This is a genomic window from Devosia sp. 919 (assembly GCF_013185965.1).
Lineage (GTDB): Bacteria > Pseudomonadota > Alphaproteobacteria > Rhizobiales > Devosiaceae > Devosia.
In genome coordinates this window covers 117,412-139,918 of record NZ_JABAOL010000002.1, presented here as the reverse complement: position 1 = coordinate 139,918, position 22,507 = coordinate 117,412, and the positions used below count along the sequence as shown (strand labels likewise).

The 22,507-nt window shown below is 63.6% G+C and carries 22 protein-coding genes; 12 read left to right on the top strand and 10 right to left on the bottom strand.

Going from position 1 to position 22,507, the window contains the following annotated elements; all coding sequences use genetic code 11:
* Window positions 1–4: 4 nt before the first annotated feature.
* The 4 genes from guaA to HRQ64_RS18055 all read left to right on the top strand — a co-directional run bounded on the left by guaA (window position 5) and on the right by HRQ64_RS18055 (window position 5,460).
* Window positions 5–1,576, top strand: coding sequence for a glutamine-hydrolyzing GMP synthase (guaA, locus tag HRQ64_RS18070; RefSeq protein WP_172125499.1), 1,572 nt, complete (start codon window positions 5–7; stop codon window positions 1,574–1,576).
* Between the two features lie 96 nt (window positions 1,577–1,672).
* On the top strand, window positions 1,673–2,560 hold the full coding sequence (locus HRQ64_RS18065) for a tetratricopeptide repeat protein (protein WP_172125372.1): 888 nt from the start codon (window positions 1,673–1,675) through the stop codon (window positions 2,558–2,560).
* 39 nt (window positions 2,561–2,599) lie between these two features.
* Window positions 2,600–4,051, top strand: a complete 1,452-nt coding sequence (der, locus tag HRQ64_RS18060; RefSeq protein WP_127754345.1) for a ribosome biogenesis GTPase Der — start codon at window positions 2,600–2,602, stop codon at window positions 4,049–4,051.
* Between the two features lie 128 nt (window positions 4,052–4,179).
* Window positions 4,180–5,460: a hemolysin family protein gene (locus HRQ64_RS18055; RefSeq protein WP_172125497.1), complete on the top strand. Its 1,281-nt coding sequence runs from the start codon at window positions 4,180–4,182 to the stop codon at window positions 5,458–5,460.
* Here HRQ64_RS18055 and HRQ64_RS18050 read toward each other — a convergent pair.
* The 10 genes from HRQ64_RS18050 to rpsF all read right to left on the bottom strand — a co-directional run bounded on the left by HRQ64_RS18050 (window position 5,457) and on the right by rpsF (window position 14,966).
* Entirely contained in the window at window positions 5,457–6,191 is a 735-nt protein-coding gene (locus HRQ64_RS18050) for an SDR family NAD(P)-dependent oxidoreductase (protein WP_172125370.1), read from the bottom strand. The two genes, HRQ64_RS18055 and HRQ64_RS18050, sit on opposite strands and share 4 nt — an antisense overlap.
* Window positions 6,191–7,693, bottom strand: a complete 1,503-nt coding sequence (gene purF, locus HRQ64_RS18045; protein WP_127754342.1) for an amidophosphoribosyltransferase — start codon at window positions 7,691–7,693, stop codon at window positions 6,191–6,193. The genes HRQ64_RS18050 and purF overlap by 1 nt, the downstream gene beginning before the upstream one ends.
* 143 nt (window positions 7,694–7,836) lie before the next feature.
* Window positions 7,837–8,484: a CvpA family protein gene (locus HRQ64_RS18040; protein ID WP_127754341.1), complete on the bottom strand. Its 648-nt coding sequence runs from the start codon at window positions 8,482–8,484 to the stop codon at window positions 7,837–7,839.
* Between the two features lie 122 nt (window positions 8,485–8,606).
* On the bottom strand, window positions 8,607–10,007 hold the full coding sequence (radA, locus tag HRQ64_RS18035) for a DNA repair protein RadA (protein ID WP_172125368.1): 1,401 nt from the start codon (window positions 10,005–10,007) through the stop codon (window positions 8,607–8,609).
* Between the two features lies 1 nt (window position 10,008).
* Complete coding sequence (locus HRQ64_RS18030) at window positions 10,009–10,557, bottom strand: DUF1697 domain-containing protein (protein WP_172125366.1); 549 nt, start codon at window positions 10,555–10,557, stop codon at window positions 10,009–10,011.
* 68 nt (window positions 10,558–10,625) lie between these two features.
* Window positions 10,626–11,756, bottom strand: a complete 1,131-nt coding sequence (gene alr, locus HRQ64_RS18025) for an alanine racemase (RefSeq protein ID WP_172125364.1) — start codon at window positions 11,754–11,756, stop codon at window positions 10,626–10,628.
* Between the two features lie 3 nt (window positions 11,757–11,759).
* Window positions 11,760–13,244: a replicative DNA helicase gene (locus HRQ64_RS18020; RefSeq protein ID WP_127754337.1), complete on the bottom strand. Its 1,485-nt coding sequence runs from the start codon at window positions 13,242–13,244 to the stop codon at window positions 11,760–11,762.
* A gap of 242 nt (window positions 13,245–13,486) precedes the next feature.
* Window positions 13,487–14,059 carry a 50S ribosomal protein L9 gene (rplI, locus tag HRQ64_RS18015; RefSeq protein WP_127754336.1) on the bottom strand — a complete coding sequence of 191 codons (573 nt, stop codon included), beginning with the start codon at window positions 14,057–14,059 and terminating at the stop codon, window positions 13,487–13,489.
* Between the two features lie 229 nt (window positions 14,060–14,288).
* Entirely contained in the window at window positions 14,289–14,543 is a 255-nt protein-coding gene (gene rpsR, locus HRQ64_RS18010; RefSeq protein WP_035100429.1) for a 30S ribosomal protein S18, read from the bottom strand.
* An 18-nt stretch (window positions 14,544–14,561) separates the two neighbouring features.
* Entirely contained in the window at window positions 14,562–14,966 is a 405-nt protein-coding gene (rpsF, locus tag HRQ64_RS18005; protein WP_127754335.1) for a 30S ribosomal protein S6, read from the bottom strand.
* Between the two features lie 314 nt (window positions 14,967–15,280).
* Between rpsF and HRQ64_RS18000 the strand changes: the two genes are divergently transcribed.
* The 8 genes from HRQ64_RS18000 to HRQ64_RS17965 all read left to right on the top strand — a co-directional run bounded on the left by HRQ64_RS18000 (window position 15,281) and on the right by HRQ64_RS17965 (window position 22,504).
* A complete protein-coding gene (locus HRQ64_RS18000) occupies window positions 15,281–15,649 on the top strand; it encodes a hypothetical protein (protein WP_127754334.1) in 369 nt (122 codons plus the stop codon).
* Between the two features lie 109 nt (window positions 15,650–15,758).
* Window positions 15,759–16,709 carry an ACP S-malonyltransferase gene (fabD, locus tag HRQ64_RS17995; RefSeq protein WP_172125362.1) on the top strand — a complete coding sequence of 317 codons (951 nt, stop codon included), beginning with the start codon at window positions 15,759–15,761 and terminating at the stop codon, window positions 16,707–16,709.
* Between the two features lie 43 nt (window positions 16,710–16,752).
* The gene (fabG, locus tag HRQ64_RS17990; RefSeq protein WP_172125360.1) at window positions 16,753–17,490 is read left to right on the top strand and encodes a 3-oxoacyl-[acyl-carrier-protein] reductase; all 738 of its coding nucleotides are present in this window, start codon (window positions 16,753–16,755) and stop codon (window positions 17,488–17,490) included.
* A 191-nt stretch (window positions 17,491–17,681) separates the two neighbouring features.
* Entirely contained in the window at window positions 17,682–17,918 is a 237-nt protein-coding gene (locus HRQ64_RS17985; protein WP_035100440.1) for an acyl carrier protein, read from the top strand.
* A gap of 30 nt (window positions 17,919–17,948) precedes the next feature.
* Window positions 17,949–19,211: a beta-ketoacyl-ACP synthase II gene (fabF, locus tag HRQ64_RS17980; protein ID WP_127755321.1), complete on the top strand. Its 1,263-nt coding sequence runs from the start codon at window positions 17,949–17,951 to the stop codon at window positions 19,209–19,211.
* Between the two features lie 138 nt (window positions 19,212–19,349).
* Window positions 19,350–20,471 (top strand): endolytic transglycosylase MltG, encoded by a 1,122-nt coding sequence (mltG, locus tag HRQ64_RS17975; RefSeq protein WP_172125357.1) that lies wholly within the window; start codon window positions 19,350–19,352, stop codon window positions 20,469–20,471.
* Window positions 20,472–20,567: 96 nt separating this feature from the next.
* Entirely contained in the window at window positions 20,568–21,206 is a 639-nt protein-coding gene (gene gmk, locus HRQ64_RS17970; RefSeq protein WP_248305141.1) for a guanylate kinase, read from the top strand.
* A 62-nt stretch (window positions 21,207–21,268) separates the two neighbouring features.
* Window positions 21,269–22,504 carry an MFS transporter gene (locus tag HRQ64_RS17965; RefSeq protein WP_172125355.1) on the top strand — a complete coding sequence of 412 codons (1,236 nt, stop codon included), beginning with the start codon at window positions 21,269–21,271 and terminating at the stop codon, window positions 22,502–22,504.
* The last annotated feature ends 3 nt before the right edge of the window (window positions 22,505–22,507 follow it).

Sequence of the window (22,507 nt, the reverse complement as noted above, 5' to 3'; positions counted from 1 at the left end):
CGCCATGCAGCACCCCCAGAAAGATCCCGAGACCGACGCAATCCTGATTGTGGACTTCGGTTCGCAAGTCACCCAGTTGATTGCGCGCCGTATCCGCGAAACCGGGGTTTATTGCGAAATCCATCCCTTCCAGCACGCGGCCCAGGCCGCCGCGAAGCTCAAGCCGCGCGGCATTGTGCTGTCGGGCAGCCCCGCTTCGACGCTGGACGAGAACGCTCCCACCATTGATCCCTCACTGCTCGAGGCCGGCGTGCCGATTCTTGGCATCTGCTATGGCCAGCAAGCCTTGTGCATGGCGCTGGGCGGCACGGTGGAAGCGGGCCATCACCGCGAATTCGGCCGCGCCGAGCTGACCGTGCAAAAGCACTCGGCCCTCACCACCGGCGTCTGGGAAGTTGGCACCGAGCACCAGGTCTGGATGAGCCATGGCGACCGCGTCGTCACCATCCCGCCCGGCTTTGAGATCGTGGCCACTTCGCCCGGCGCGCCCTTTGCCATGATCGCCGATGAAAGCCGGCGCATCTGGGCCACCCAGTTCCACCCCGAAGTGGTGCACACCCCTGACGGGTCCAAGCTCTTTGCCAATTTCGTGCATGAAGTGTGCGGCGTGGCGTCCAGCTGGACCATGGCGGCCTACCGCGACAAGATGATCGAGCGCATCCGCGCCCAGGTCGGCACCGGCCGGGTAATCTGCGGCCTTTCGGGCGGCGTTGATTCCTCGGTGGCGGCCGTCCTCATCCACGAAGCGATCGGCGATCAGCTGACCTGCATTTATGTGGATCACGGCCTGATGCGGCTCAACGAGAGCGAGCAGGTCGTCAGCCTTTTCCGCGACCACTACAATATCCCGCTCGTGCATGTGGATGCCTCCGAGCTGTTCCTGCGCGAGCTGACCGGGCAGGTCGATCCCGAAACCAAGCGCAAGATCATCGGGCGCCTGTTTATCGAGACCTTCGAGGCGGAAGCCGAAAAGCTCGGCGGCGCCGAGTTCCTCGCCCAGGGCACGCTCTATCCCGACGTGATCGAAAGCGTGTCGTTCACCGGCGGACCTTCGGTGACCATCAAGTCGCACCACAATGTGGGCGGCTTGCCCGAGCGCATGAACATGAAGCTCGTCGAGCCCTTGCGCGAATTGTTCAAGGACGAAGTGCGCGTGCTCGGTCGCGAGCTTGGCTTGCCCGAAAGCTTTATCGGCCGCCACCCCTTCCCCGGCCCGGGCCTGGCCATCCGCTGCCCGGGTGGCATCACGCCCGAAAAGCTCGATATCCTGCGCAAGGCGGACGCCATCTATCTCGATGAGATCCGCAAGTCGGGCCAATACGACAAGATCTGGCAGGCCTTTGCCGTGCTGCTGCCGGTCCAGACCGTGGGCGTGATGGGCGATGGGCGCACCTATGAGTTCGTGTGTGCGCTGCGCGCGGTGACGTCGGTGGACGGCATGACCGCGGATTTCTACCAGTTCGACATGAACTTCCTCGGGCGCACAGCCACCCGCATCATCAATGAAGTGCGCGGCATCAACCGGGTGGTCTATGACGTGACCTCCAAGCCCCCCGGCACGATCGAGTGGGAGTGAGCGGCCGGCCGGTCGCCCACTCAAGCCCATTCCGTTTGCAATCGCGGGGACCCATGGTAATGCTCCCCGCACTTCTCCAACGACGTCAGGCCGCCCATGTCCCAGGACAACATCTTTCGCGAAGTCGACGAGGAACTGCGCTCTGATCGCATGCGCGCGTTCTGGCGCCGCTTTGCGCCCTATATCCTGGGTGCAGCCGTTGGCGTGGTGCTGATCGTTGCGATCAACGAAGGGTGGTCCTGGTATCAGTCGAGCAATGCGGCCCAGTCCTCGGACGAGCTTTATGCCGCTTTTGACCTCGCCGACGGAGGCGACCTTGCCGCGGCCCAAACCGAGCTCGACCGCCTGATCGCCGATGGGTCGGGCGGCTATCCGGTGCTGGCGCAGTTCCGCAAGGCGGGGCTGCTGGCCAAGGAAGGCAAGGCGGCCGAGGCCGTAGCCGTTTACGACGAACTGGCCAATACCCAGTCCAATCCGCGCCTGCGCGAACTGGCGCTAGTGTTTGCCGGCACGCTGCTGGTGGATAACGGCACGCTTGCCGATGTGCAGACGCGCGTTGAAACCATCGCCACCGAAGGCAATCCGCTGCGCAATGCGGCGCGCGAAGCCATGGGGCTGGCGCAATACAAGGCCGGCGACTTTGCCGCCGCCCAGGCCAGCTTTGAATCGGTGCTCAACGATCCCCTGACGCAGAACACCACGCGCCAGCGCATGGGCTATTATCTCGGCCAGATGGTGTCGGAAGGCGTGATTGCGCCCGAACCGATCCCCGACAGCGAAGCTACGCTGCAATCGAGCGAAACCGTCGTCGTGGACGAGGCCGCGCCCGTCGAGCCGGCAGCTGAGGCACCGGCACCCGAGGCTGCGGCACCCGCTGCGCCAGAAGCTGTTGCCCCGGCGGCCCCGGCCACGGGCGCGCCTGCAGCTACGGCTCCCGCGGCTCCGGCTCCGGCCACCCCAACCACCGATCCTGTCCTTGAATAGCGGCGGAGCCTTGCGCCCCGCCCACCAGAAAGCCATGCCATGACCGTCACCGTAGCCATTGTCGGTCGTCCCAATGTCGGCAAGTCGACCCTGTTCAACCGCCTGGTCGGCCGCAAGATCGCGCTGGTCGACGATACGCCCGGCGTCACCCGCGACCGGCGCGAAGCCGAAGGCCATATCGCCGATCTCACCTTTCGCGTGCTCGACACCGCGGGCTATGAGGATGTCACCGACGGCTCGCTGGAAGACCGCATGCGCCAGCAGACCGAGCTGGCCATTGCCGAAGCCGATGTGATCCTTTTCATGATCGATGCGAGGGCCGGCGTCGTGCCGCTCGACCAGCGTTTTGCCCAGGTGCTGCGCAAGGCCGGCAAGACCGTCCATCTCGTGGGCAACAAGGCTGAAAGCAAGGCTGCGGAAGCGGGGCTCGTGGAAGCCTTCAAGCTCGGCTTTGGCGAACCCATCGCGCTTTCGGCCGAGCATGGACTGGGGCTCTCCGAGCTTTATTCCATCGTCGGGCAGGCCATCGATGCCGCTGCCGAGAAGCAGCAGGCCGAAGCCATTGCCGATCTCGATGCCATGCCCGAGGTCGATATCGACATCACCCCGGACATGCTCGAAGGCGAGGGCGACGAAGCCACGCTGCGCTGGAACCCGCGCCGCTATCTCAATGTCGCGATTGTCGGCCGCCCCAATGCCGGCAAGTCCACCCTCATCAACCGCATGGTCGGGGAAGATCGCGTGCTGGTGGGCCCGGAAGCCGGGATCACCCGCGACTCCATTCTCGTGCCCTGGGAATGGGAAGGGCGCACCATCAATCTCGTCGATACCGCCGGCATCCGCCGCCGCTCGCGCGTGCAGGAAAAGCTCGAAAAGCTCGCTGTCGGCGATAGCCTACGCTCCATCCAGTATGCCGAAGTCGTCGTGCTGATGCTCGACGCCACGATCCCGTTCGAAAAGCAGGATCTGGCGCTGGCCGACCTGGTGGAGCGCGAAGGGCGCGCCATGGTGATCGCGCTCAACAAATGGGATCTGATCGAGGACAAGAACGCCACCCTATCGGCGCTGCGCGAGGCCTGCGACCGGCTCTTGCCGCAGCTGCGCGGCATTCCCCTGGTCACCCTTTCGGGGCTGACCGGGCGCAATATCGACAAGCTGATGGACGCGATTTTCACCATCGAGCGGGCCTGGAACTCCCATGTTTCCACCGCGCGCCTCAACCGCTGGCTCGCGGGAATGGTTGAGGGGCATCCGCCGCCGGCCGTTTCGGGCCGCCGCCTCAAGCTGCGCTATATGACGCAGGCCAAGACGCGGCCGCCCAGCTTTATCCTGTTTGCCTCGCGCCCCGATGCCTTGCCGACTGCGTATCAGCGCTACCTGGTCAACGGGATGCGCGAAGCCTTTGATATCAAAGGCACGCCCATTCGGCTCTGGGTGCGTTCGGGCAGCAATAACCCCTATAACGATCCTAGCAAGCGCCGGCTAGGCTAGCCAAACCGGACGAAGCATCAACACCCCATGGTGCTTCGGCTCGCTTTGCCTCATAATCAACGTGTCTGAAGCGACCCGATGCTGAGTGCGGGGCCGCGTATCACGTTGAAATCTTGTTCCTAGAAATCCTGATCGTAATCGTTCTGACCATCGTCAATGGCGCGTTGGCCATGTCCGAGCTCGCCGTTGTTTCCGCCCGTCCGGCGCGCCTGCGCACCATGGCCGATGCCGGCAACAAGGGGGCTGAGGTCGCCATCCATCTGGCCGAGGACTCCGGCAAGTTCCTGTCTTCGGTGCAGATCGGTATCACCCTCGTCGGCATCCTGTCTGGCGCCATCTCCGGCGCGACGCTTGGCCTGCGCTTCACCGACTGGCTCGAAGCCCTGGGTGTCCCCGATAACATCGCCGATGTGGTGGGTGTGGGCGGAGTGGTGCTGTTCATCACCTATATCTCCTTGATCCTGGGCGAACTGGTGCCCAAGCAGATCGCTCTCCGCGACCCTGAAGGCGTTGCCGCCCGCGTCGCCCCCGCGATGAAGCTGCTGGCCAAGGTTGGCTCGCCCATCGTCTGGGTACTCGACATCTCGGGCAAGGCGGTGCTGACCCTTTTGGGGCAGGGCGGCCAGATGGAAGAAACGGTCACCGAAGAAGAAGTGCGCACCATCATCGCGGAAGCCACCACGGCCGGCGTGATCGAGACCGACGAGCACTCCATGATCTCAGGCGTCATGCGTCTCGCTGATCGCTCCGCGCGCGGCCTGATGACGCCGCGCCTCGAAGTAGATGTGATCGATCTTGCCGATGACGGCGCTGAAATCCGCCGCAACATCCTGAGCACGCACCGTTCGCGCCTCCTGGTGCAGGACGGCGACGCCGACTCCATCATTGGCGTCGTGGCGATCACCGATCTTGTCGCCACTTTCGCCAACGGGCAGCCGCTCGATATCCGCAAATTCGTGCAGCCTGTGCCAGTGGTCATGGATCATGCCGATGCGCTCGACGTCGTGCGCGCCATTCGCAATTCCACCGTGCATATGGCGCTGGTCGTGGATGAATACGGCCATTTCGAAGGCATTGTCACCTCCGGCGACATTCTGGAAGTCATCACCGGCGTGTTCCAGGAAGAAACCGGCGACGATCCGGCCGTGGTCCGGCGCGAAGACGGCTCCTACCTCGTGGCCGGCTGGATGCCTGTGGACGAGTTCAGTGAAAAGCTCAAGGTCGCCATCCCCAAGGATGCGCGTTTTGAAACCGTAGCGGGCTATGTGCTTTCGACCATCAACCGCCTGCCCGCCGTGGGCGAAACCTTCGAGCACGACGGCTGGCGCTTCGAGATCGTTGATCTCGATGGCCGCAGGATCGACAAGGTGCTGATGACGCGGCTCGATGGCGTCACGACAACGGCCTAGAGCGGGGTAAACCCGCCTTGGCGCATGTCATAGATCTGGCCCGTCTGCGTTAGCGACGGGCTCAGCAAATCCACCAGGCGCGGCGCAACATCCTGTGGGCGGGGCAGGGTCTCAGGATCCTCCCCCGGCATCGCCTTAGCGCGCATCGCGGTACGCACGGCGCCGGGATAGAACACATTGACGCGCAAGCGGGTTTGCTCGATTTCGCCGGCATAGGCCTTGGCCAAAGCGTCGGCCGCGGCTTTGCTCGCGGCGTAAAGTCCCCAATAGGGCCGGACATTGCGCGCGGCGCCCGAGGACACGAACACAACCCGTCCATCCGCCGCCTGGCGCAGCAGCAGGTCGGTGGCGCGGATCAGCCGGTAATTGGCGGTGACATTGACCGCCATCACCGATTCAAATTCTTCGGGCTTGAGATGGGGCACAGGCGACAGCGTGCCCAGCATGCCTGCATTAGCGATCAGGCCATCCAGCGCACCCCAGCGCTCGAATATCGCCGCGCCCAGCCGGTCGATGGCATCGCCATCACGTAGGTCGAGCGGCACGAGCGTTGAGGATGAGCCGAGCTCCTGGATTTCGTCATCCAGCTCTTCAAGGGCGCCAACGGTGCGGGCGACCGCGACCACATGGGCGCCGCGACGGGCCGCTTCGAGGGCGCTGGCATAGCCGATACCGCGCGATGCGCCGGTGACCAGGACAACTTTGCCCGCAAGATCGTGTTCTGCAGGCATTAACCAGCCTCTCGCAACAAGGAAATCTGCTTGGGTTCGTTCTTGGAGCGCCCGTTCAGATCCGTCAACTGTGTTGGGTAGTCGCCGGTGAAATAATGGTCGGTAAACTGGGGCGCCTGGGGATTGCGCTTGGCGCCGCCCACAGCTTCGTAGAGCCCGTCAATGGAGAGGAACTCCAGCGAATCGGCGCCGATGAACCGACACATGGAAGCGAGGTCCGCGTGCTGGTTGGCCAGCAGCTTGTCTGGGTCGGGCGTGTCGATGCCGTAATAATCGGAATAATGGATCATGGGGCTGGCGACGCGGATATGGACTTCCCTCGCGCCCGCTTCGCGGATCATCTGCACGATCTTCACCGATGTGGTGCCGCGCACGATGGAATCGTCGATCAGCACCACCCGCTTGCCCGCGATCTCGGCGCGGTTGGCCGAGTGCTTGAGCTTGACGCCAAAGGCACGGATCGACTGAGTCGGTTCGATAAAGGTGCGGCCCACATAGTGGTTGCGGATAATGCCGAGCTCGAACGGAATGCCGCTCTGCTGGGCAAAGCCGATGGCCGCGGGCGTGCCGCCATCGGGCACGGGCACCACCACATCGGCATCGACCGGAGCTTCCTTGGCCAGGTTCATGCCCATGCGCTTGCGCGCCGCATAGACGCTGCGCCCGGCGACCACCGAATCGGGGCGGGCGAAATAAACATATTCGAACAGGCACATCCGCTCCGGACGGGGCGGGAAGGGCTTGAGCGATTCGATGCTGATCGAGCCATCGGGCTGGATCTCGCAGACCACCACTTCCCCGTTCTCGACATCCCTGACGAACTTGGCGCCGATGATATCGAGCGCGCAGCTTTCCGAAGCAAAGATGGGCTTGCCATCCAGATCGCCCAGCACCAGCGGGCGGATGCCGTTGGGGTCGCGTGCGCCGATCAGCTTGGTGCGCGTCATCGCCACCATGGCATAGGCACCTTCAACTGCCCCGATCGCATCCACAAACCGGTCCGAGGACGAGGTGCGCTGCGACCGGGCGATCAGGTGCAGGATCACCTCGGTATCCGAGGTCGACTGGCAAATCGCGCCCTGCGCGATCAAGCGCCGGCGCAGGGTCAGCCCATTGGTCAGGTTGCCATTATGGGCGATGGCAATGCCGCCAACTTCCAGTTCGGCGAACAAGGGTTGCACATTGCGCAGAATGGTTTCGCCGGTGGTGGAATAGCGCACATGGCCCATGGCCATGGAGCCGGGAATGCGCTTGAGCGTCGCGGGGTCGGTGAAGTGGTCGCCCACCAGCCCCAGTTGGCGCTCGGAGTGAAACTGGCGCCCATCAAACGAAACGATGCCGGCCGCTTCCTGCCCCCGGTGCTGCAGCGCATGCAGCCCCAGCGCAGTCAGTGCCGGGGCATCGGGATGCCCCAAAATGCCAAACACCCCGCACTCTTCATGCAGGGTGTCGCCGTCAAGATCGAAATCGTCATCGCTCGGATGGACCACCGGGCTCTCCATTTCAGGCTTGTGCGGTAGCCGGTGCGAAGCGTCCGGCGCAGAAACTATAGCGGATGGTGACCCATACCTTATTCAGGCGGCATGTACCAATGCCGATATGGCCCGGCAGGCATGCCCATGCTGGCCGGGTCACCAAGGCTTGATCACGCCCCCGTAGCTGGCGTGACCGGTGCGGGAGGCGTTGTCGGCGCGCCTGCCGGCGGCGGGACTGTGCCGTCCTCATTGGTATCGGTGCCTTCGTCGGCAGGGCCGGGGGCGTCCTCGGCGTCATCGGTCAGGCCAGTGCCACCCTTGAGGATTTCGGTAACCTGTTCTTCGAGGTCAGGCGGCAGCATGGCGATCAGCGAATTGCCCATGCTTTGCAGATGCGGCAGGGTCTGGGACTGGGCGGCCCAGGGGGGCAGGTTGCTGCCCAGGAGCCAGGTGCCGAAAATGGTGACGACAATGGCGATCAGCACACCCCGCAGCACGCCGAACACAAAGCCCAGCGTACGGTCGATCGGCCCAACCCGGCTATCCACCACAAAGTCGGCAATCCGCATGGTGAGCAGATGCAGCACGATCAGGGAAATGATGAAGGTGCCAACTACGGTGGCGATATCGGCGACCACCTGTTCGGCGATATATTGCCGCGCGATTTCGGGGTGATATTGCCACATATAGATGGCAATCGCGGCCGAACCGGCCCAGGTGGCGAGTGACAAGACTTCGCGGGTCAGGCCGCGGGCTGTGGCCAGGATTGCTGAAATCAGCACCAGCACACCAACACCGACATCGAACGCTGTTAGCATAGTCTATTTGCCTGTTCTGCTTGTTGGGTCAGGTGCAACAAGCGCCTCGTTTAACTGCTTTAAGCTGAGATGCCAAGGGCAGGACCCGGGGGCGCGGCAGGATGTCCCCTGAAAGGCGCTGCTTAGTCGTCCTCGCCGGGATGGGCGGGCGCCTTGCCATTGGCGGCAATGCGCCCAACCAGTTCGGACAACACCGAGAATTCTGCGATGTCGAGCCCGCCATGCCGGTCATTGCTAGCAAGGCGCCCGGTGGAAGCCGACTTGAACCCAAGCTTATGGGCTTCGCGCAGGCGCAAGGAGCCGTGCACCACCGGCCGCACACCGCCGGCGAGCGAGATTTCGCCGAAATACACCGCATCCGCCGGCAGGGGCGAACCGGTGAGGGACGAGATCAGCGCGGCTGCAACGGCGAGGTCGGCTGCCGGTTCGTTGATCTTGAGCCCGCCCGCCACGTTCAAATAGATGTCGTTGGCGCCGATCCGCACGCCGCAACGGGTTTCCAGCACCGCCAGCACCATGGACAGGCGCGAGGAATCCCAGCCCACCACCGCCCGCCGGGGCGTACCCAAGGGCGAGGGCGACACCAAGGCCTGGATTTCAACCAGCAGCGGCCGAGTGCCTTCGAGCCCGGCGAACACGGCCGAGCCGGCGGCGCCTTCGTCACGCTGATCCAGGAACAGCGCTGATGGATTGGCCACCTGTTCGAGCCCCCGCTCGGTCATGGCGAAAACCCCGATCTCGTCGGTTGCGCCATAGCGGTTCTTGACGCCGCGCAGGATGCGGAAAGTGTGGCTGGTGTCGCCCTCGAAATACAGCACGGCATCCACCATGTGCTCGACGACGCGTGGGCCGGCGATCTGGCCGTCCTTGGTCACATGGCCCACCAGCACCACGGCGGCGCCGCTTTTCTTGGCAAAGCGCGTCAGCGCCTGGGCGGAGGTGCGCACCTGGGTGACGGTGCCCGGCGCACTGTCGACGCGGTCGGTCCAGAGGGTCTGGATGGAGTCGATGATGACAAGATCGGGCGGCGGCCCGTTTTCGAGCGTGGCGAGAATGATCTCGACATTGGTTTCGGCCGCGAGCAACACTTCGGCTTCCCCCAGCCCCAGCCGCTGGGCACGCAGGCGCACCTGCGCCACCGCTTCTTCGCCCGACACGTAAACGACGCGCTTGCCACGATTGGCAAGCGCCGCTGCCGATTGCAAGAGGAGCGTTGACTTGCCGATGCCGGGATCGCCGCCCACGAGCAGGGCCGAACCCATCACGAAGCCACCGCCGGTCACCCGGTCGAGTTCGGCAATGCCAGTGATGACGCGCGCCGCGGTTTCGGTTTCCCCCGAAAGGGGCACGAGATTGGTCGGCTTGCCGCCAGCCCTGGCCGATTTGGGTCCCGCGCCCACGCCGCTATCGGTAAGTTCCTCGACAATGGTGTTCCACTCGCCGCAAGCGTCGCAGCGGCCCTGCCAGCGGCTGGTGACCGCGCCGCAGGCTTGGCAGACAAAGGAAGAGCGCGATTTTGCCAAGTCAGTGATCCTTCTGCTCGCGGGCGCTGGCGCGTTCGGCCAGTCCTTTGAGTGTATTCCAGTTGCGGGCGGTGGCGGTGCCCGATCGCTTCTCGATCAGACCGGGAAGCTTGGGGCTAGCAGAGATCTTCCTGGTATAATCGACGATCAGGTGGTTGGCCTCGACATGCAACTGTTCCGGGCCGTTATATTGGGCGACCCAGCCGAAGTCCGGGCTGGGGTCCACAAAGAAATACACGCCCATCTGCCCGCCACGCTCGGCCGCCGCTTCGGGGAAGGGATTGCTGTCCACCAACTGGCGCACCTGCGCTGAGGTGCGCACCACCGCCACATTGCCGGGGCCCAAGCCCAAGCCGCGGACGATCTCGTTCATCCGGCGCTCCACCTCGGCTGGCGTATCGTCGCTTTGCACGATCATGTTGCCGGTAGCGATATAGGTCTGCGGCGCGGTAAAGCCGGCGGCCGCTACCGCATCGCGCCAGGCGGCCATGGACATGATCTTGTGCGTGACCGGACCGATGGCCCGCAGCAGGATCACATATACGCCCATCGCACCCTCTCGTTTCCCCTCAGGCAATACGACAAGGACGACGGGGCGGCAAGAACAAAAGACGAACGCTAATCCTCGCCGACGCCGTCGCCGAGATATACCCGGTTGACCCGAGCCAGCCGCAGCGAAGTCAGCAATTCATAGCCGATCGTATTGCCGGCATCGGCCTGCTCGTCCACCGGCACATTGGCGCCCAGGATTTCCGCCGCTTCACCGGGAAGGGGCAGGTCGGAACCGAGCTCGGTGATGTCGACGATGGAAAGGTCCATCGAGATGCGCCCGATGATGGGGCAGAGCTTGCCGCGAATATAGGCCTTGGCGGTCTGCCGCGCCGTTGCCGAGGACAGCGAACGCAGCCAGCCATCGGCATAGCCGTGACCAAGGATCGCCAGACGGCTGTCGCGGGCCAGCGAATAATGGGCGCCGTAACCAACGGTTTCCCCGGTGCGGGCTTCGCGCACCTGCAAGATGGGCACGTGCAGCGTTGCCACGGGCGCCATCGGGTTGCGGCGCCCGTTGACCGCGCGCCCGCCATAAAGGGCGATGCCAGGTCGTACCATCTGGAAATGATATTCGCGTCCGGTCATCAGCCCGGCCGAATTGGCGAGCGAGGCCGGGATATTGGGGAATTGGTTGAGCACGGAGCTGAACAGCGCCAGCTGCGTGCGGTTCTTTTCATGGTTGGGCTGGTCGGCACAGGCCAGGTGGCTCATCAGCATTTGCGGCTGATAACCAAGCGCCGCGGTGCGCTCGCGCACTTCCTCGGCCTCGTTGAGCCGGAAACCCAGGCGGTTCATGCCGGTATCGAAATGAAAAGCGCAAGGATAGGCCTCGTTGCGCTCCACGCATTTGGCCAGCCATTCCTCAAGCATAGGCACCGAGGAGATCACCGGCATCAGGTTTTGCCGCACGTAAAGATTGGCCGCCCCGGGGTAAAGCCCGTCCAGCACAAAGATATGGGCTTCGGGCAGGGCGGCGCGCACTGAAAGCGCCTCGTCAGGGGTTGCGGTGAAAAAGAATCGGGCGCCTGCCGCAAACAGGGCCTTGCTGGCCTGGGTGATGCCGGTGCCATAGGCGTCCGCTTTCACCACGGCGCCAGTCAGCGCTCCGGCGCTGACTTTGTCGAGGGCGCGCCAGTTACGGGCCAGCGCGCCAAGATCGATGCTCAACTGGCCGCCCAGGCCGGATTGCAGGGCCATGAATTATTCCATTCGCTCGGGGAGGTAATCGGCGCGAGCCAGATTGCCGAAGCGGGTATATTGCGCCTCAAACGAGAGCTGCACCGTGCCGGTCGGGCCGTGACGCTGCTTGGCAATGATCACTTCGGCCTTGCCATGCACCTTTTCCATCTCGCTTTGCCAGGCAATGTGCTCGGGCGTGCCCTCTTTGGGCTCCTTGTTCTTGAGATAGTATTCTTCGCGATACACAAACATCACCACGTCGGCGTCCTGCTCGATCGAGCCCGATTCGCGCAAGTCGGCGAGCTGGGGATGCTTGTCGTCGCGCGCTTCCACCTGACGGGACAGCTGGGACAGCGCGATGATGGGCACTTCCAGCTCCTTGGCCAGCGCCTTGAGCGTGGTGGTGATCTCGGTCAACTCCTGCACGCGGTTCTGGCTCGAGGATTTGGACGAGCCGGACAGCAGTTGCAAATAGTCGACGATCAAGAGGTCCAGACCCTTTTGCCGCTTCAGGCGCCGGGCGCGGGCCGCCATCTGCGCCACCGAGATGCCGCCGGTGTCGTCGATATAAAGCGGCACCCGGCTCATGGCATTGGACACATCCACCAGCTTGGAGAACTGGCTGTCATGGATACGGCCGCGGCGGATATCGGAGGAGGAGATTTCCGCCTGCTCCGCCAGAATACGGGTGGCAAGCTGTTCGGAGCTCATTTCAAGGCTGAAAAAGCCAACAATGCCGCCATCCACCGTGCGGTTGTGCCCGTCGGGGGTGACATCGCCCTTCCAGGCCTTGGCGACGTTATAGGCGATATTGGTCACGAGCGAGGTCTTGCCCATGGCGGGGCGGCCGGCCAGGATGATCAAGTCCGAGCGCTGCAACCCGCCCATCTGTCGGTCAAGATCGTGCAGCGCGGTGGCAACGCCCGAAAGCCCACCGTCGCGCTGAAAGGCTTCGCCGGCCATCCGGATCGAGGCGGTGAGCGCAGCGCCAAAGGCCTGAAAGCCGCCGTCATAGCGTCCTTTTTCGGCGAGCTGGAACAACTCGCCCTCGACCTTTTCGATCTGCTGGTTCGGACTCATGTCGACGTCCGACTCATAGGCGACCGACACCATCTCCTCGCCCACAAGGATCAGGTTGCGGCGAATTGCGAGGTCATAGATCGCCCGCCCATAATCGGCGGCGTTGAGCACGGTGGTTGCTTCGGCCGCCAGCCGCGCCAGATATTGCGGCATGGTCATATCGGCGAGTAGCTGCTCGGGCAGGTGGCTCTTGATGGTGATCGGATCGGCCGATTTGCCGGCGCGGATGAACTTGCCGATCACCTCGTAGATTTCGCGGTGGATGGGCTCGTAGAAATGCACGGGCTCGAGAAAGTCCGAGACCCGGTAGAACGCTTCGTTGTTGACCAGGACCGCGCCCAGCAATGCCTGTTCGGCCTCCACATTGTGTGGCGCCAGACGAAGGGGCTTTTCTTCGGCGCGGGGGAAGTGCGCGATCTCTGCCATGCGGACCTCCTAAGGGATCGTTAACGCTTCTTAACCATGGCACGGAGCCGGGAGTCTCGCGCTACGCCACAAAGGTTAACGGCTGGCGAACAAGGTTGTGAACTATGGGCATAACGGGGATGGCGGGCGCGATTGCCTTGCTAGCGCGCGAACGCGGCAAGATGGGGGCGAATCGAAGCGCCTGGAAATAGCGAAAGGCCGGGCAGGGTGCCCGGCCTTTCACAAATTTGGGCAGAAGGTTTTTAGATCGAGTCGTCGAAACGATCGTCCTGGGCCGCATCGGCCTGGCCGGCGGCGAAATCGCCAGCCTCGTCATCGTCATACTGGGTGACGGTGAGGTCTTCACCAGCCACCTGGCGGCTTGCTTCGTCTTCCGAGCGAGCGACGTTGACGGTGATGGTGACCGCAACTTCGGCATGCAGGTTGAGTGCGACGGTGTGGATGCCGACCGACTTGATCGGGTCGGCAAGGTCCACCTGCGAGCGCTGTACGGTGTAGCCGTCGGTAGCCAGGGCCTCGACGATGTCGCGCGAAGCAACCGAGCCGTAGAGCTGGCCGGTTTCGCCGGCCTGGCGGATGATCACCACCACATGGCCATTGAGGCCTTCAGCGATCCCGGCAGCGGCGTTGCGGCGCTCTTCGTTGCGCTTTTCGATATGGGCGCGTTCGGCTTCGAACTTGGAGCGGTTGCCGGCAGTGGCGCGCAAGGCCTTGCCCTGGGGCAGCAGGTAGTTACGGGCGAACCCGTCCTTAACCGTCACTTCGTCGCCGATGGAGCCGGTGCGACCGACGCGTTCGAGCAGGATAACTTTCATTGCAATTTCCTTGTGGCTGTCCCGTCTCATGGACGGTTAGGAGCCCCGGACCATCCGGAACCCCAGCGATGTGCCCTGGTGAGGGGCACTGTGGCAGGCACTTACGCGGACAAAAAGCCGCTGGGACGAGTCGGATAGTGGTGATCTGCGAGAACCGGAGCGGAGCGTACTGAAGTACGTGAGCACCGGAAGCGCAGCAGATTGCCGCTAACTGGCCGTCCCAGTGAGCTTATTGAACAGCGTAAGGCATGATGCCGATGAAGCGGGCCCGCTTGATCGCACGAGCCAGTTCACGCTGCTTGAGCGCCGAAACGGCGGTGATGCGCGAGGGAACGATCTTGCCGCGCTCGGATACATAGCGGCTGAGCAGACGCACGTCCTTGTAGTCGATCTTGGGAGCGCCTTCGCCCGAGAATGGGCAGGTCTTGCGCCGGCGCTGGAACGGACGGCGGGCCTGGGCGGTGGTAAGGTCTTTGATTGCCATAGCTTTGAGGTCCTTGAATTAGAAACGGCGGGGACGGCGTTCGCCGCCGAAGCCACCACGATCAGGACGGCCGCCATCGCGGTCGCCGCGGTCATCACGGTCGCGCTTCTGCATCATGGCCGACGGGCCTTCTTCCAGCTCGTCAACGCGCACGGTCATGAAGCGCAGGATGTCTTCATTGATGCGCATCTGGCGCTCCATCTCGGCAACGGCAGGAGCCGGAGCGTCGATGTTCATCAGCGTGTAGTGGGCCTTGCGATTCTTGCGAATGCGGTAGGAGAGGCCCTTGAGGCCCCAATATTCATTCTTGGTGACCTTGCCGCCGCCAGAAGCGAGGACTTCGGTCAGAGCAGCGGTCAGCTCTTCAACCTGCTGCTGGGAAACGTCCTGGCGCGCCAGGAAGATATGCTCGTAAAGGGCCATTGATGCGCCTTCCTTTGTGGTTCAACACAGTGCACTTGCTGGCGCGGAGCCTCTTTGAAGCCGGGAACGGCGTCAAAGCAGTCTTGCAAAGAGCGGGAACACGGGAGGCCGGACTTGTTGGTCCTATCGGCGCAGGAGAAACCCCATGCACCAACCCTCCGTTCAGCCCCCGGCCAAACGAATGCTGCGGGTCACATAGGCCAAAGAGGGGCTTCGCACAAGGCTTTTCGGCCTGTTGGCTATTTTGGAACCGCCCGGCGGCTCAGGCTTTGCCATGGCGAGACCACTCAACGTTACCAGGAATTTTGTTTCGCATGAAAAAGCTGTTTGCCCCACTCGCGCTCCTTGCCACCCTTGGGCTTGTGGCCTGTGATGACGCGCCGGACCGGGAGCCTGCGGCAAGTGTTCAAACCAATCCCGATGGTTCGCGCACCTTGCAGCTCAACGTGCCCGAATCGCTGGCGCCCGCGGTTGACGCGATGGCCAACCCCCAGGCGACGATCGATAATCTGCGGTCGCGGGCCGGCACCATGACCGAGCAGATGCGGCGCGATGCGGTTGTCGCTGCTCGTCGCGCAGCCGAAGAAGGTGCTCGTGCCCTGGGGCAAACCGAAGCCGAGATCCGGCAGGCCGGTGACGTCGCCGAGCGCTCGGCCCGCCAGGCGGCTGGCCTCAACAACTAGATTGGATGGCCGGGGGCAGCGGCCAGTGCCTTGACTCTGCCACACACACCCGGCAAACGCCCCTCCCAAGAGGGAGCGGCGCCGCTCCCGAGCAACAAGGACGCCGTCAATGACCCGCTATGCATTCACCTTTCCCGGCCAGGGCAGCCAGGCAGTTGGCATGGGCAAGGATCTGGCCGCGAGCTTCCCCGAAGCGCGCGCCGTGTTCGGCGAGGTCGATGAGGCGCTGGGGCAGCGGTTGTCAGCCATCATGTTCGAAGGTTCGGACGAGATGTTGCGCCTGACGGAAAACGCGCAGCCGGCGCTGATGGCGGTGAGCATTGCGGTGATGCGGGTGCTCGAAGCACGCGGCGTGCGCCTTGCCGATCACGCTGCCTATGTGGCGGGCCATTCGCTGGGCGAATATTCCGCCCTTTGCGCGGCGGGCACCTTTACTGTTGCCGATGCGGCGCGGCTGCTCAAGACGCGCGGGCAGGCCATGCAAAAGGCCGTTCCGGTCGGTCATGGCGCCATGGCGGCGCTGTTAGGCCTTGATCTCGAGACCGCCCGTGCCGTCGCGGCAGAAGCGGGCCAGGGCGAAATCTGCGATGTCGCCAATGACAATGCCCCCGGCCAGGTCGTGGTATCGGGTGCAGTCGCCGCCATCGAGCGCGCCATTGAGCTGGCCAAGGCCAAAGGCGCCAAGCGTGCCCTGCTGCTGCCTGTCAGTGCCCCGTTCCATTGCGCCCTGATGCAGCCTGCCGCCGACGCCATGCGCGAAGCGCTGGCCGAGGTGCAGATGCAGGCTCCCGTTGTGCCGCTGGTCGCCAATGTGCTGGCCGCGCCGATCAGCGATCCCGACGCGATCCGCCAGCGTCTCGTCGAGCAGGTGACCGGCGTCGTGCGCTGGACCGAAAGCGTGACCTGGCTCACCGGCGAGGGCGGGGTCACCCATCTGGCCGAGCTGGGTAGCGGCAAGGTGCTGACGGGCCTTGCCAAACGCATCAACCCTGAGGCTACTGCTGTGGCGGTCAACACGCCCGACGACATCGCCGCCTTCGCCGCGACGCTGTCCGCCTGATTCTTGTTGATCCCCTGTTTGATTATCTGCGGAGAGCTGTCCCATGTTTGATTTGACCGGCAAGCGCGCCCTCGTAACTGGCGCCAGCGGCGGCATCGGGCGCGAGATCGCCAAGGCGCTCGCCGCAGCGGGAGCCAAGGTGGCGCTGAGCGGCACCCGCCAGGCAGCGCTGGAGGATGTTGCCAAGGAAATTGGCGCCGACAGCCCGATCCTGCCGTGCAATCTCTCCAAGCTCGATGACGTCGACAAGCTCGTGCCGTCCGCGGAAGCGGCGCTGGGTGGGCTCGATATTTTGGTCAATAATGCCGGCATGACGCGCGACAACCTCTTCATGCGCATGAAGGACGAGGAGTGGGACGAGGTGATCGCGGTCAATCTCACCGCCGCCTTCCACCTCAACCGTGCCGTTTTGCGCGGCATGATGAAGCAGCGCTTTGGGCGCATCATCGGCATTTCGTCGGTCGTGGGTGTCATGGGCAATCAGGGGCAGGGCAATTATGCTGCCTCCAAGGCCGGCCTTATCGGCATGAACAAGGCACTTGCCCATGAAGTGGCTTCGCGCAACATCACGGTCAATTCCATCGCGCCGGGCTTTATCGCTTCGGCCATGACCGATGAACTCAATGACAAGCAGCGCGAGGGGATTTTGTCGACCATCCCCGCCAACCGTCTGGGCACGCCCCAGGAAGTGGCGGCCTGCGCGGTGTTCCTCGCCAGCGATGCTGCGGCCTATATCACCGGGCATACGCTGAACGTGAACGGCGGCATGGCGATGATCTAAATCGCCGGTGCTGCGTTAGGATAGGGCAGCGGGCGCCCCTATCGGCCCCACTGCAAGGACGGCCCCGTCCCGGGAAAAGCTGTGCTGGAAGCCGATATTCCGGTGTGGCAGCCCAAGACGGCGCTTGAAGATTTGGCTAGGCGCCAATAAGAAGCAACCGAAACTTCGATTTCGAAAAAGGGAAGTCAAATATGAGCGATGTCGCTGATCGGGTCCGCAAGATCGTTGTGGAACACCTCAATGTGGATGCTGAGAAGGTCGTCGAAAAGGCGAGCTTCATCGACGATCTGGGCGCCGACTCGCTCGATCAGGTCGAGCTGGTGATGGCGTTCGAGGAAGAATTCTCGGTCGAGATCCCGGACGATGCTGCTGAATCCATCCAGACTTTTGGTGACGCAGTTTCCTTCCTCACCAAGGCTGTCGGCTAAGGCCGGCGCACGATAGGCTCGACAATGGAAATGCGCCGCGTCGTCGTCACCGGTTTGGGTCTCGTCACACCTTTAGGATGTGGCGTAGAAGCAACCTGGGCCAATCTTCTGGCTGGTAAGAGCGGCGCCAAGCGCATCGACGATTTCCAGGTCGACGACATCGCCTGCCAGATCGCTCATCGCTTGCCGCTCGGCCCCTATGCCGAGGGCAAGTATGATCCCGACGACTGGATGGACGTCAAGGAACAGCGCAAGGTTGATCCTTTCATCGTCTATGCCATGGCCGCGGCAACGCAGGCCATTCAGGACGCCGGAGTCGAGCCCAAGACCCAGGAAGATCAGGAACGCACCGGCGTTCTGATCGGCTCTGGCATTGGCGGGGTCGGCGGCATCTATGATGCCTCCATCACGCTGCACGAAAAAGGTCCGCGCCGGATCAGCCCGTTCTTTATCCCTGGCCGCCTGATCAACCTGGCTTCCGGCCATGTTTCGATCCGTTTTGGCCTCAAGGGTCCCAACCATTCCGTGGTTACCGCCTGCTCCACCGGCGCGCATGCCATTGGCGATGCGGCCCGGCTGATTGCACTCGGCGATGCCGATGTGATGGTCGCCGGCGGCGCCGAAAGCTGCGTTAACCGGCTGGCTCTCGCCGGTTTTTCGGCTGCACGGGCCCTGTCGACGGGCTTTAACGACAATCCGGAAGCTGCATCCCGCCCCTATGACAAGGATCGCGACGGCTTTGTCATGGGCGAAGGCGCCGGCATTGTCGTGCTCGAGGACTATGAGCGCGCCAAGGCCCGCGGCGCCAAGATCTATGGCGAAGTGGTTGGTTATGGCCTTTCGGGCGATGCCTATCACATCACGGCTCCCTCGCCCGATGGCGATGGCGGGTTCCGTGCTATGAGCGCGGCGATCAAGCGCGCTGGCATCAGCCCCGCCGAGATCGACTACATCAACGCCCACGGCACCTCGACCCCGCTCGGCGACGAAATCGAACTGGGCGCCGTCATGCGCGTCATGGGCGATGCCGCCGCCGGGGCGGTTATGAGCTCCACAAAATCGGCCATCGGTCACCTCCTGGGCGCTGCCGGCTCGGTTGAGGCCATCTTCTGCCTCCTGGCCATGCGTGACAGCATTGCTCCGGCAACGCTGAACCTCGACAATCCGTCGGTGGAAACCAGCATGGATTTGGTGCCCAAGACACCGCGCAAGAAAGAGATCAATGTGGCGCTGTCCAATTCCTTCGGGTTTGGCGGCACCAATGCGACTCTGGTGATGCGCAAGGCCGATTAGGGCAATCTCTGATGCGGGGCTGACCGGCGGCGACGCCGGTTGCCCAGCCCGGGCGACTGGCCGTGCCACAGTTTTGTGCCATTGCGGTGGAACACAGCCCCACAACGATTCACCACAAAGGGCGGGGGCAGCAGCAACATGGCCGATCCAAAGAACCGGCGGACGCGCAAGCGGTCGGGCAACGGGTTTCTCGAGATCCTCAACGGATTGCTGACGCTGCTCGTGATCGGGCTGGTGGTTGCCGGTGGCGTGTTGCTGTTTGGCGCATCCCAGTTCTATGGCGATGGTCCCGCCCAGGCCGATACGGTGTTCCGGGTCGAATCGGGCAATGGTCTTGGCACCACCGCCGAGCGCCTCGAAGAGCAGGGGCTGATTTCCAACCGCTATGTGTTCCAGCTGGGCGGGCGGGCGCTCGAGCGGCAAGGCAAGCTCAAGGCGGGTGACTTCACCATCCCCGCCGGCGCCAGCATGGCCGATATCCTCAAGGAACTCACCGAAGGCAATCCGATCCGCTACGCCGTGACCATCCCTGAGGGCTGGACCACGTGGGAAGCGGTGCAACGGATCAATGGCGACAGCAATTTGGTGGGCGAAATCACCCCGGTGCCCCCCGAAGGCTCGCTGCTGCCCGGCAGCTATGACTACCTTCCCGGCGATACCCGCCAGTCAGTGGTCGACAAGATGCAGGCCGCGATGAAGGCCGAGCTAGACGCGATCTGGGCCGCCCGCAATCCGGACCTGCCCCTCCAATCGGCCCAAGAGCTGCTGGTTCTCGCTTCCATCGTGGAAAAGGAAACCGGGGTCGCTAGCGAGCGTCCACAGGTCGCCGCCGTGTTCGTCAACCGGCTGCGCGAAGGCATGCGCCTGCAGTCGGATCCCACCATCATCTATGGCATCACCAATGGCCAGGCCCCGCTTGGGCGCGGGCTGCGGCGCTCCGAGATCGAAGCCAAGACCCCGTTCAACACCTACCAGATCGATGGTCTGCCCCCGACCCCGATTGCCAATCCGGGCGCCGATGCCCTGCGCGCTGTCGCCAACCCCGACACCCACGAGTATCTCTACTTCGTGGCCAAGGGGCCGGTACCCTCTGACGGCCATGCCTTTGCCGAAACCTATGCCGAGCACCAGACCAATGTGGCGCGTTGGCGCGAAATAGAGCGTGAGGCGGCCGCCCAGGCCGAGGCAGATGCCGAAGCAGCCCGCCAGGCGCTGGAAGCCGAAGAAGCGGGTGAGGCGGCCCCCGCCGCGCCGCAATAGGTCGCAGCTGGGGACGGGGTGGCGCACGGCTCTTGACCGCAAGGCTTTGTTCGCTAAACAACCCAGCGACAGAACCTCACGCAAGGCCGTGCCCCAATGGAATCTCAACGTCGCGGCGTGATGCTGGTGATTGCTTCGCCCTCTGGGGCGGGTAAATCATCCATTTCACGCTCCCTGTTCGGGCAGGACCCCAATATCCGGCTGTCGGTATCGGTGACAACGCGAGCCCGCCGCACCGACGAGGTCGAGGGTACGCACTATTATTTCATCGATGTGCCCACCTTCAACCGCATGAAGGCCGATGGCGAATTGCTCGAATCGGCGCAGGTGCACGACAATTTCTACGGCACCCCCCGCGCCAAGGTGGAAGAGCAGCTGGCCGCCGGCAACGACATCCTGTTTGACGTCGATTACCAGGGCACGCTGCAGCTCTACGAAAAGAGCCGCAAGGACATGGTGACCGTGTTCATCCTGCCCCCCAGCATCAAGGAGCTGCGCGCCCGGCTCGAGCGGCGCGCGCAGGACAGCGTGGGCACGATCGAAAAGCGGCTGCGCAACGCCAAGCTCGAGATGCAGCACTACAACGAATACGACTATATCATCGTCAATGACGATCTGGAGGCTTCGACCCAGAAAGTGCGCTCCATCCTTGCCGCTGCACGGCTCGAGCGGAGCCGGCTGACGCAGCTCGACAATTTCGTCAAGGATCTGCAAAACCAGATCGATTCCCTTTGAGTGGCGCCGGGCTGCGGTCTTAAGCTCCTCGACCTCCCGCTGCGCGACAAGGCACTTCTGGCATGACTAACGGCACGCAGATCATCCGCCGTGGCACCCCGGCCTTTGTGCGCGCCAATATCGCGTTTTTTCTGTCCGCCTTCGCGATCTTCGCGTCGCTGTATTCCGTGCAGCCGCTGCTGCCCATCCTGGCGGCCGAGTTTGGGCTCGACGCCGGCACCAGTTCCCTTGCGCTTTCCAGCACCACCGCCACCTTGGCGCTCGCACTCCTGCTCGCCAGCTGGGTGTCCGACCGCTTGGGGCGCCGCACGCTGATGGTCTGGGCCATTCTCCTCACCGCGGCTTTGGGGCTCGTCCTGCCCTTCGCGCCCAATTGGAGCGCGCTCCTCATCATCCGCACCCTGATGGGCCTTACCCTTTCCGGCCTGCCCGCGGTCGCCATGGTTTATCTCGCCGAGGAGATGGACCCCGAAGCTTTGGGCTTTTCCATGGGGCTTTACATCGGGGGCACTGCCATTGGCGGCATGGCCGGGCGGCTGCTGTCGGGCATCCTTGCCGATCTCATTGGCTGGCGCCCCGCGCTCATGGTTCTTGGCGCCGCCATCGCGCTCGCTGCTCTGGTGGTCGTGCTGCTCCTTCCCGCGCCGCATAATTCACGCCGCAGCCGCATTGCGCTGCGTGAGCTTGCCGCGCTGGTACGCCTGCAATTCCGCGATCCTGGGCTACCCTGGCTCTTTGCCTCGGCCTTCCTGTTGATGGGCAGCTTTGTCACCCTTTACAACTATGTCGGTTTCCGGCTGGCGCTGCCGCCCTTTGCGCTGAGTCATGCGGCCATCTCGGCCATTTTCGTGGTCTATCTGCTGGGCAGTTTCAGCTCAGCTTGGGCCGGCGGCCTCGCACAGCGCCTCGGACGGCGGCGGGTGTATTGGACCCTGGTGCTCGTCATGATGCTAGGGGTGTTCCTGACCCTTGTGCCGTCAACCCCGGTGATCATTCTGGGGCTCGCCATTGCCACCACCGGCTATTTCGCCGCCCATGGCATTGCCAGCGCCTGGGTCGCCCGCCGCGCCAGCGTCGGTCGTGCCCAGGCCTCCGCCATTTATCTGTTCAGCTATTATCTGGGCTCATCGGTGCTAGGTACGCTGGGCGGCTATGCGTGGGTCGCCTGGGACTGGAACGGCGTGCTGCTGGTTAGCGGCGGGGCGGCAGCGGCAGCCCTGTTCGTTGGGCTGCACCTGACCCGCCTTGCGCCGCTGCCATCCGAGCAGCCGGTGCCTGCAGCCCCTTCCGGAGCCTAGCCG

Bases quoted from the DNA above. Each gene is read 5' to 3' on its own strand.
- guaA (WP_172125499.1), top strand. From the start codon at position 5: ATGCAGCACCCCCAGAAAGATCCCGAGACCGACGCAATCCTGATTGTG.
- HRQ64_RS18065 (WP_172125372.1), top strand. From the start codon at position 1,673: ATGTCCCAGGACAACATCTTTCGCGAAGTCGACGAGGAACTGCGCTCT.
- der (WP_127754345.1), top strand. From the start codon at position 2,600: ATGACCGTCACCGTAGCCATTGTCGGTCGTCCCAATGTCGGCAAGTCG.
- HRQ64_RS18050 (WP_172125370.1), bottom strand. From the start codon at position 6,191: ATGCCTGCAGAACACGATCTTGCGGGCAAAGTTGTCCTGGTCACCGGC.
- purF (WP_127754342.1), bottom strand. From the start codon at position 7,693: ATGGAGAGCCCGGTGGTCCATCCGAGCGATGACGATTTCGATCTTGAC.
- HRQ64_RS18040 (WP_127754341.1), bottom strand. From the start codon at position 8,484: ATGCTAACAGCGTTCGATGTCGGTGTTGGTGTGCTGGTGCTGATTTCA.
- HRQ64_RS18030 (WP_172125366.1), bottom strand. From the start codon at position 10,557: ATGGGCGTATATGTGATCCTGCTGCGGGCCATCGGTCCGGTCACGCAC.
- alr (WP_172125364.1), bottom strand. From the start codon at position 11,756: ATGGCCCTGCAATCCGGCCTGGGCGGCCAGTTGAGCATCGATCTTGGC.
- HRQ64_RS18020 (WP_127754337.1), bottom strand. From the start codon at position 13,244: ATGGCAGAGATCGCGCACTTCCCCCGCGCCGAAGAAAAGCCCCTTCGT.
- rplI (WP_127754336.1), bottom strand. From the start codon at position 14,059: ATGAAAGTTATCCTGCTCGAACGCGTCGGTCGCACCGGCTCCATCGGC.
- rpsR (WP_035100429.1), bottom strand. From the start codon at position 14,543: ATGGCAATCAAAGACCTTACCACCGCCCAGGCCCGCCGTCCGTTCCAG.
- rpsF (WP_127754335.1), bottom strand. From the start codon at position 14,966: ATGGCCCTTTACGAGCATATCTTCCTGGCGCGCCAGGACGTTTCCCAG.
- HRQ64_RS18000 (WP_127754334.1), top strand. From the start codon at position 15,281: ATGAAAAAGCTGTTTGCCCCACTCGCGCTCCTTGCCACCCTTGGGCTT.
- fabD (WP_172125362.1), top strand. From the start codon at position 15,759: ATGACCCGCTATGCATTCACCTTTCCCGGCCAGGGCAGCCAGGCAGTT.
- fabG (WP_172125360.1), top strand. From the start codon at position 16,753: ATGTTTGATTTGACCGGCAAGCGCGCCCTCGTAACTGGCGCCAGCGGC.
- HRQ64_RS17985 (WP_035100440.1), top strand. From the start codon at position 17,682: ATGAGCGATGTCGCTGATCGGGTCCGCAAGATCGTTGTGGAACACCTC.
- fabF (WP_127755321.1), top strand. From the start codon at position 17,949: ATGCGCCGCGTCGTCGTCACCGGTTTGGGTCTCGTCACACCTTTAGGA.
- mltG (WP_172125357.1), top strand. From the start codon at position 19,350: ATGGCCGATCCAAAGAACCGGCGGACGCGCAAGCGGTCGGGCAACGGG.
- gmk (WP_248305141.1), top strand. From the start codon at position 20,568: ATGGAATCTCAACGTCGCGGCGTGATGCTGGTGATTGCTTCGCCCTCT.
- HRQ64_RS17965 (WP_172125355.1), top strand. From the start codon at position 21,269: ATGACTAACGGCACGCAGATCATCCGCCGTGGCACCCCGGCCTTTGTG.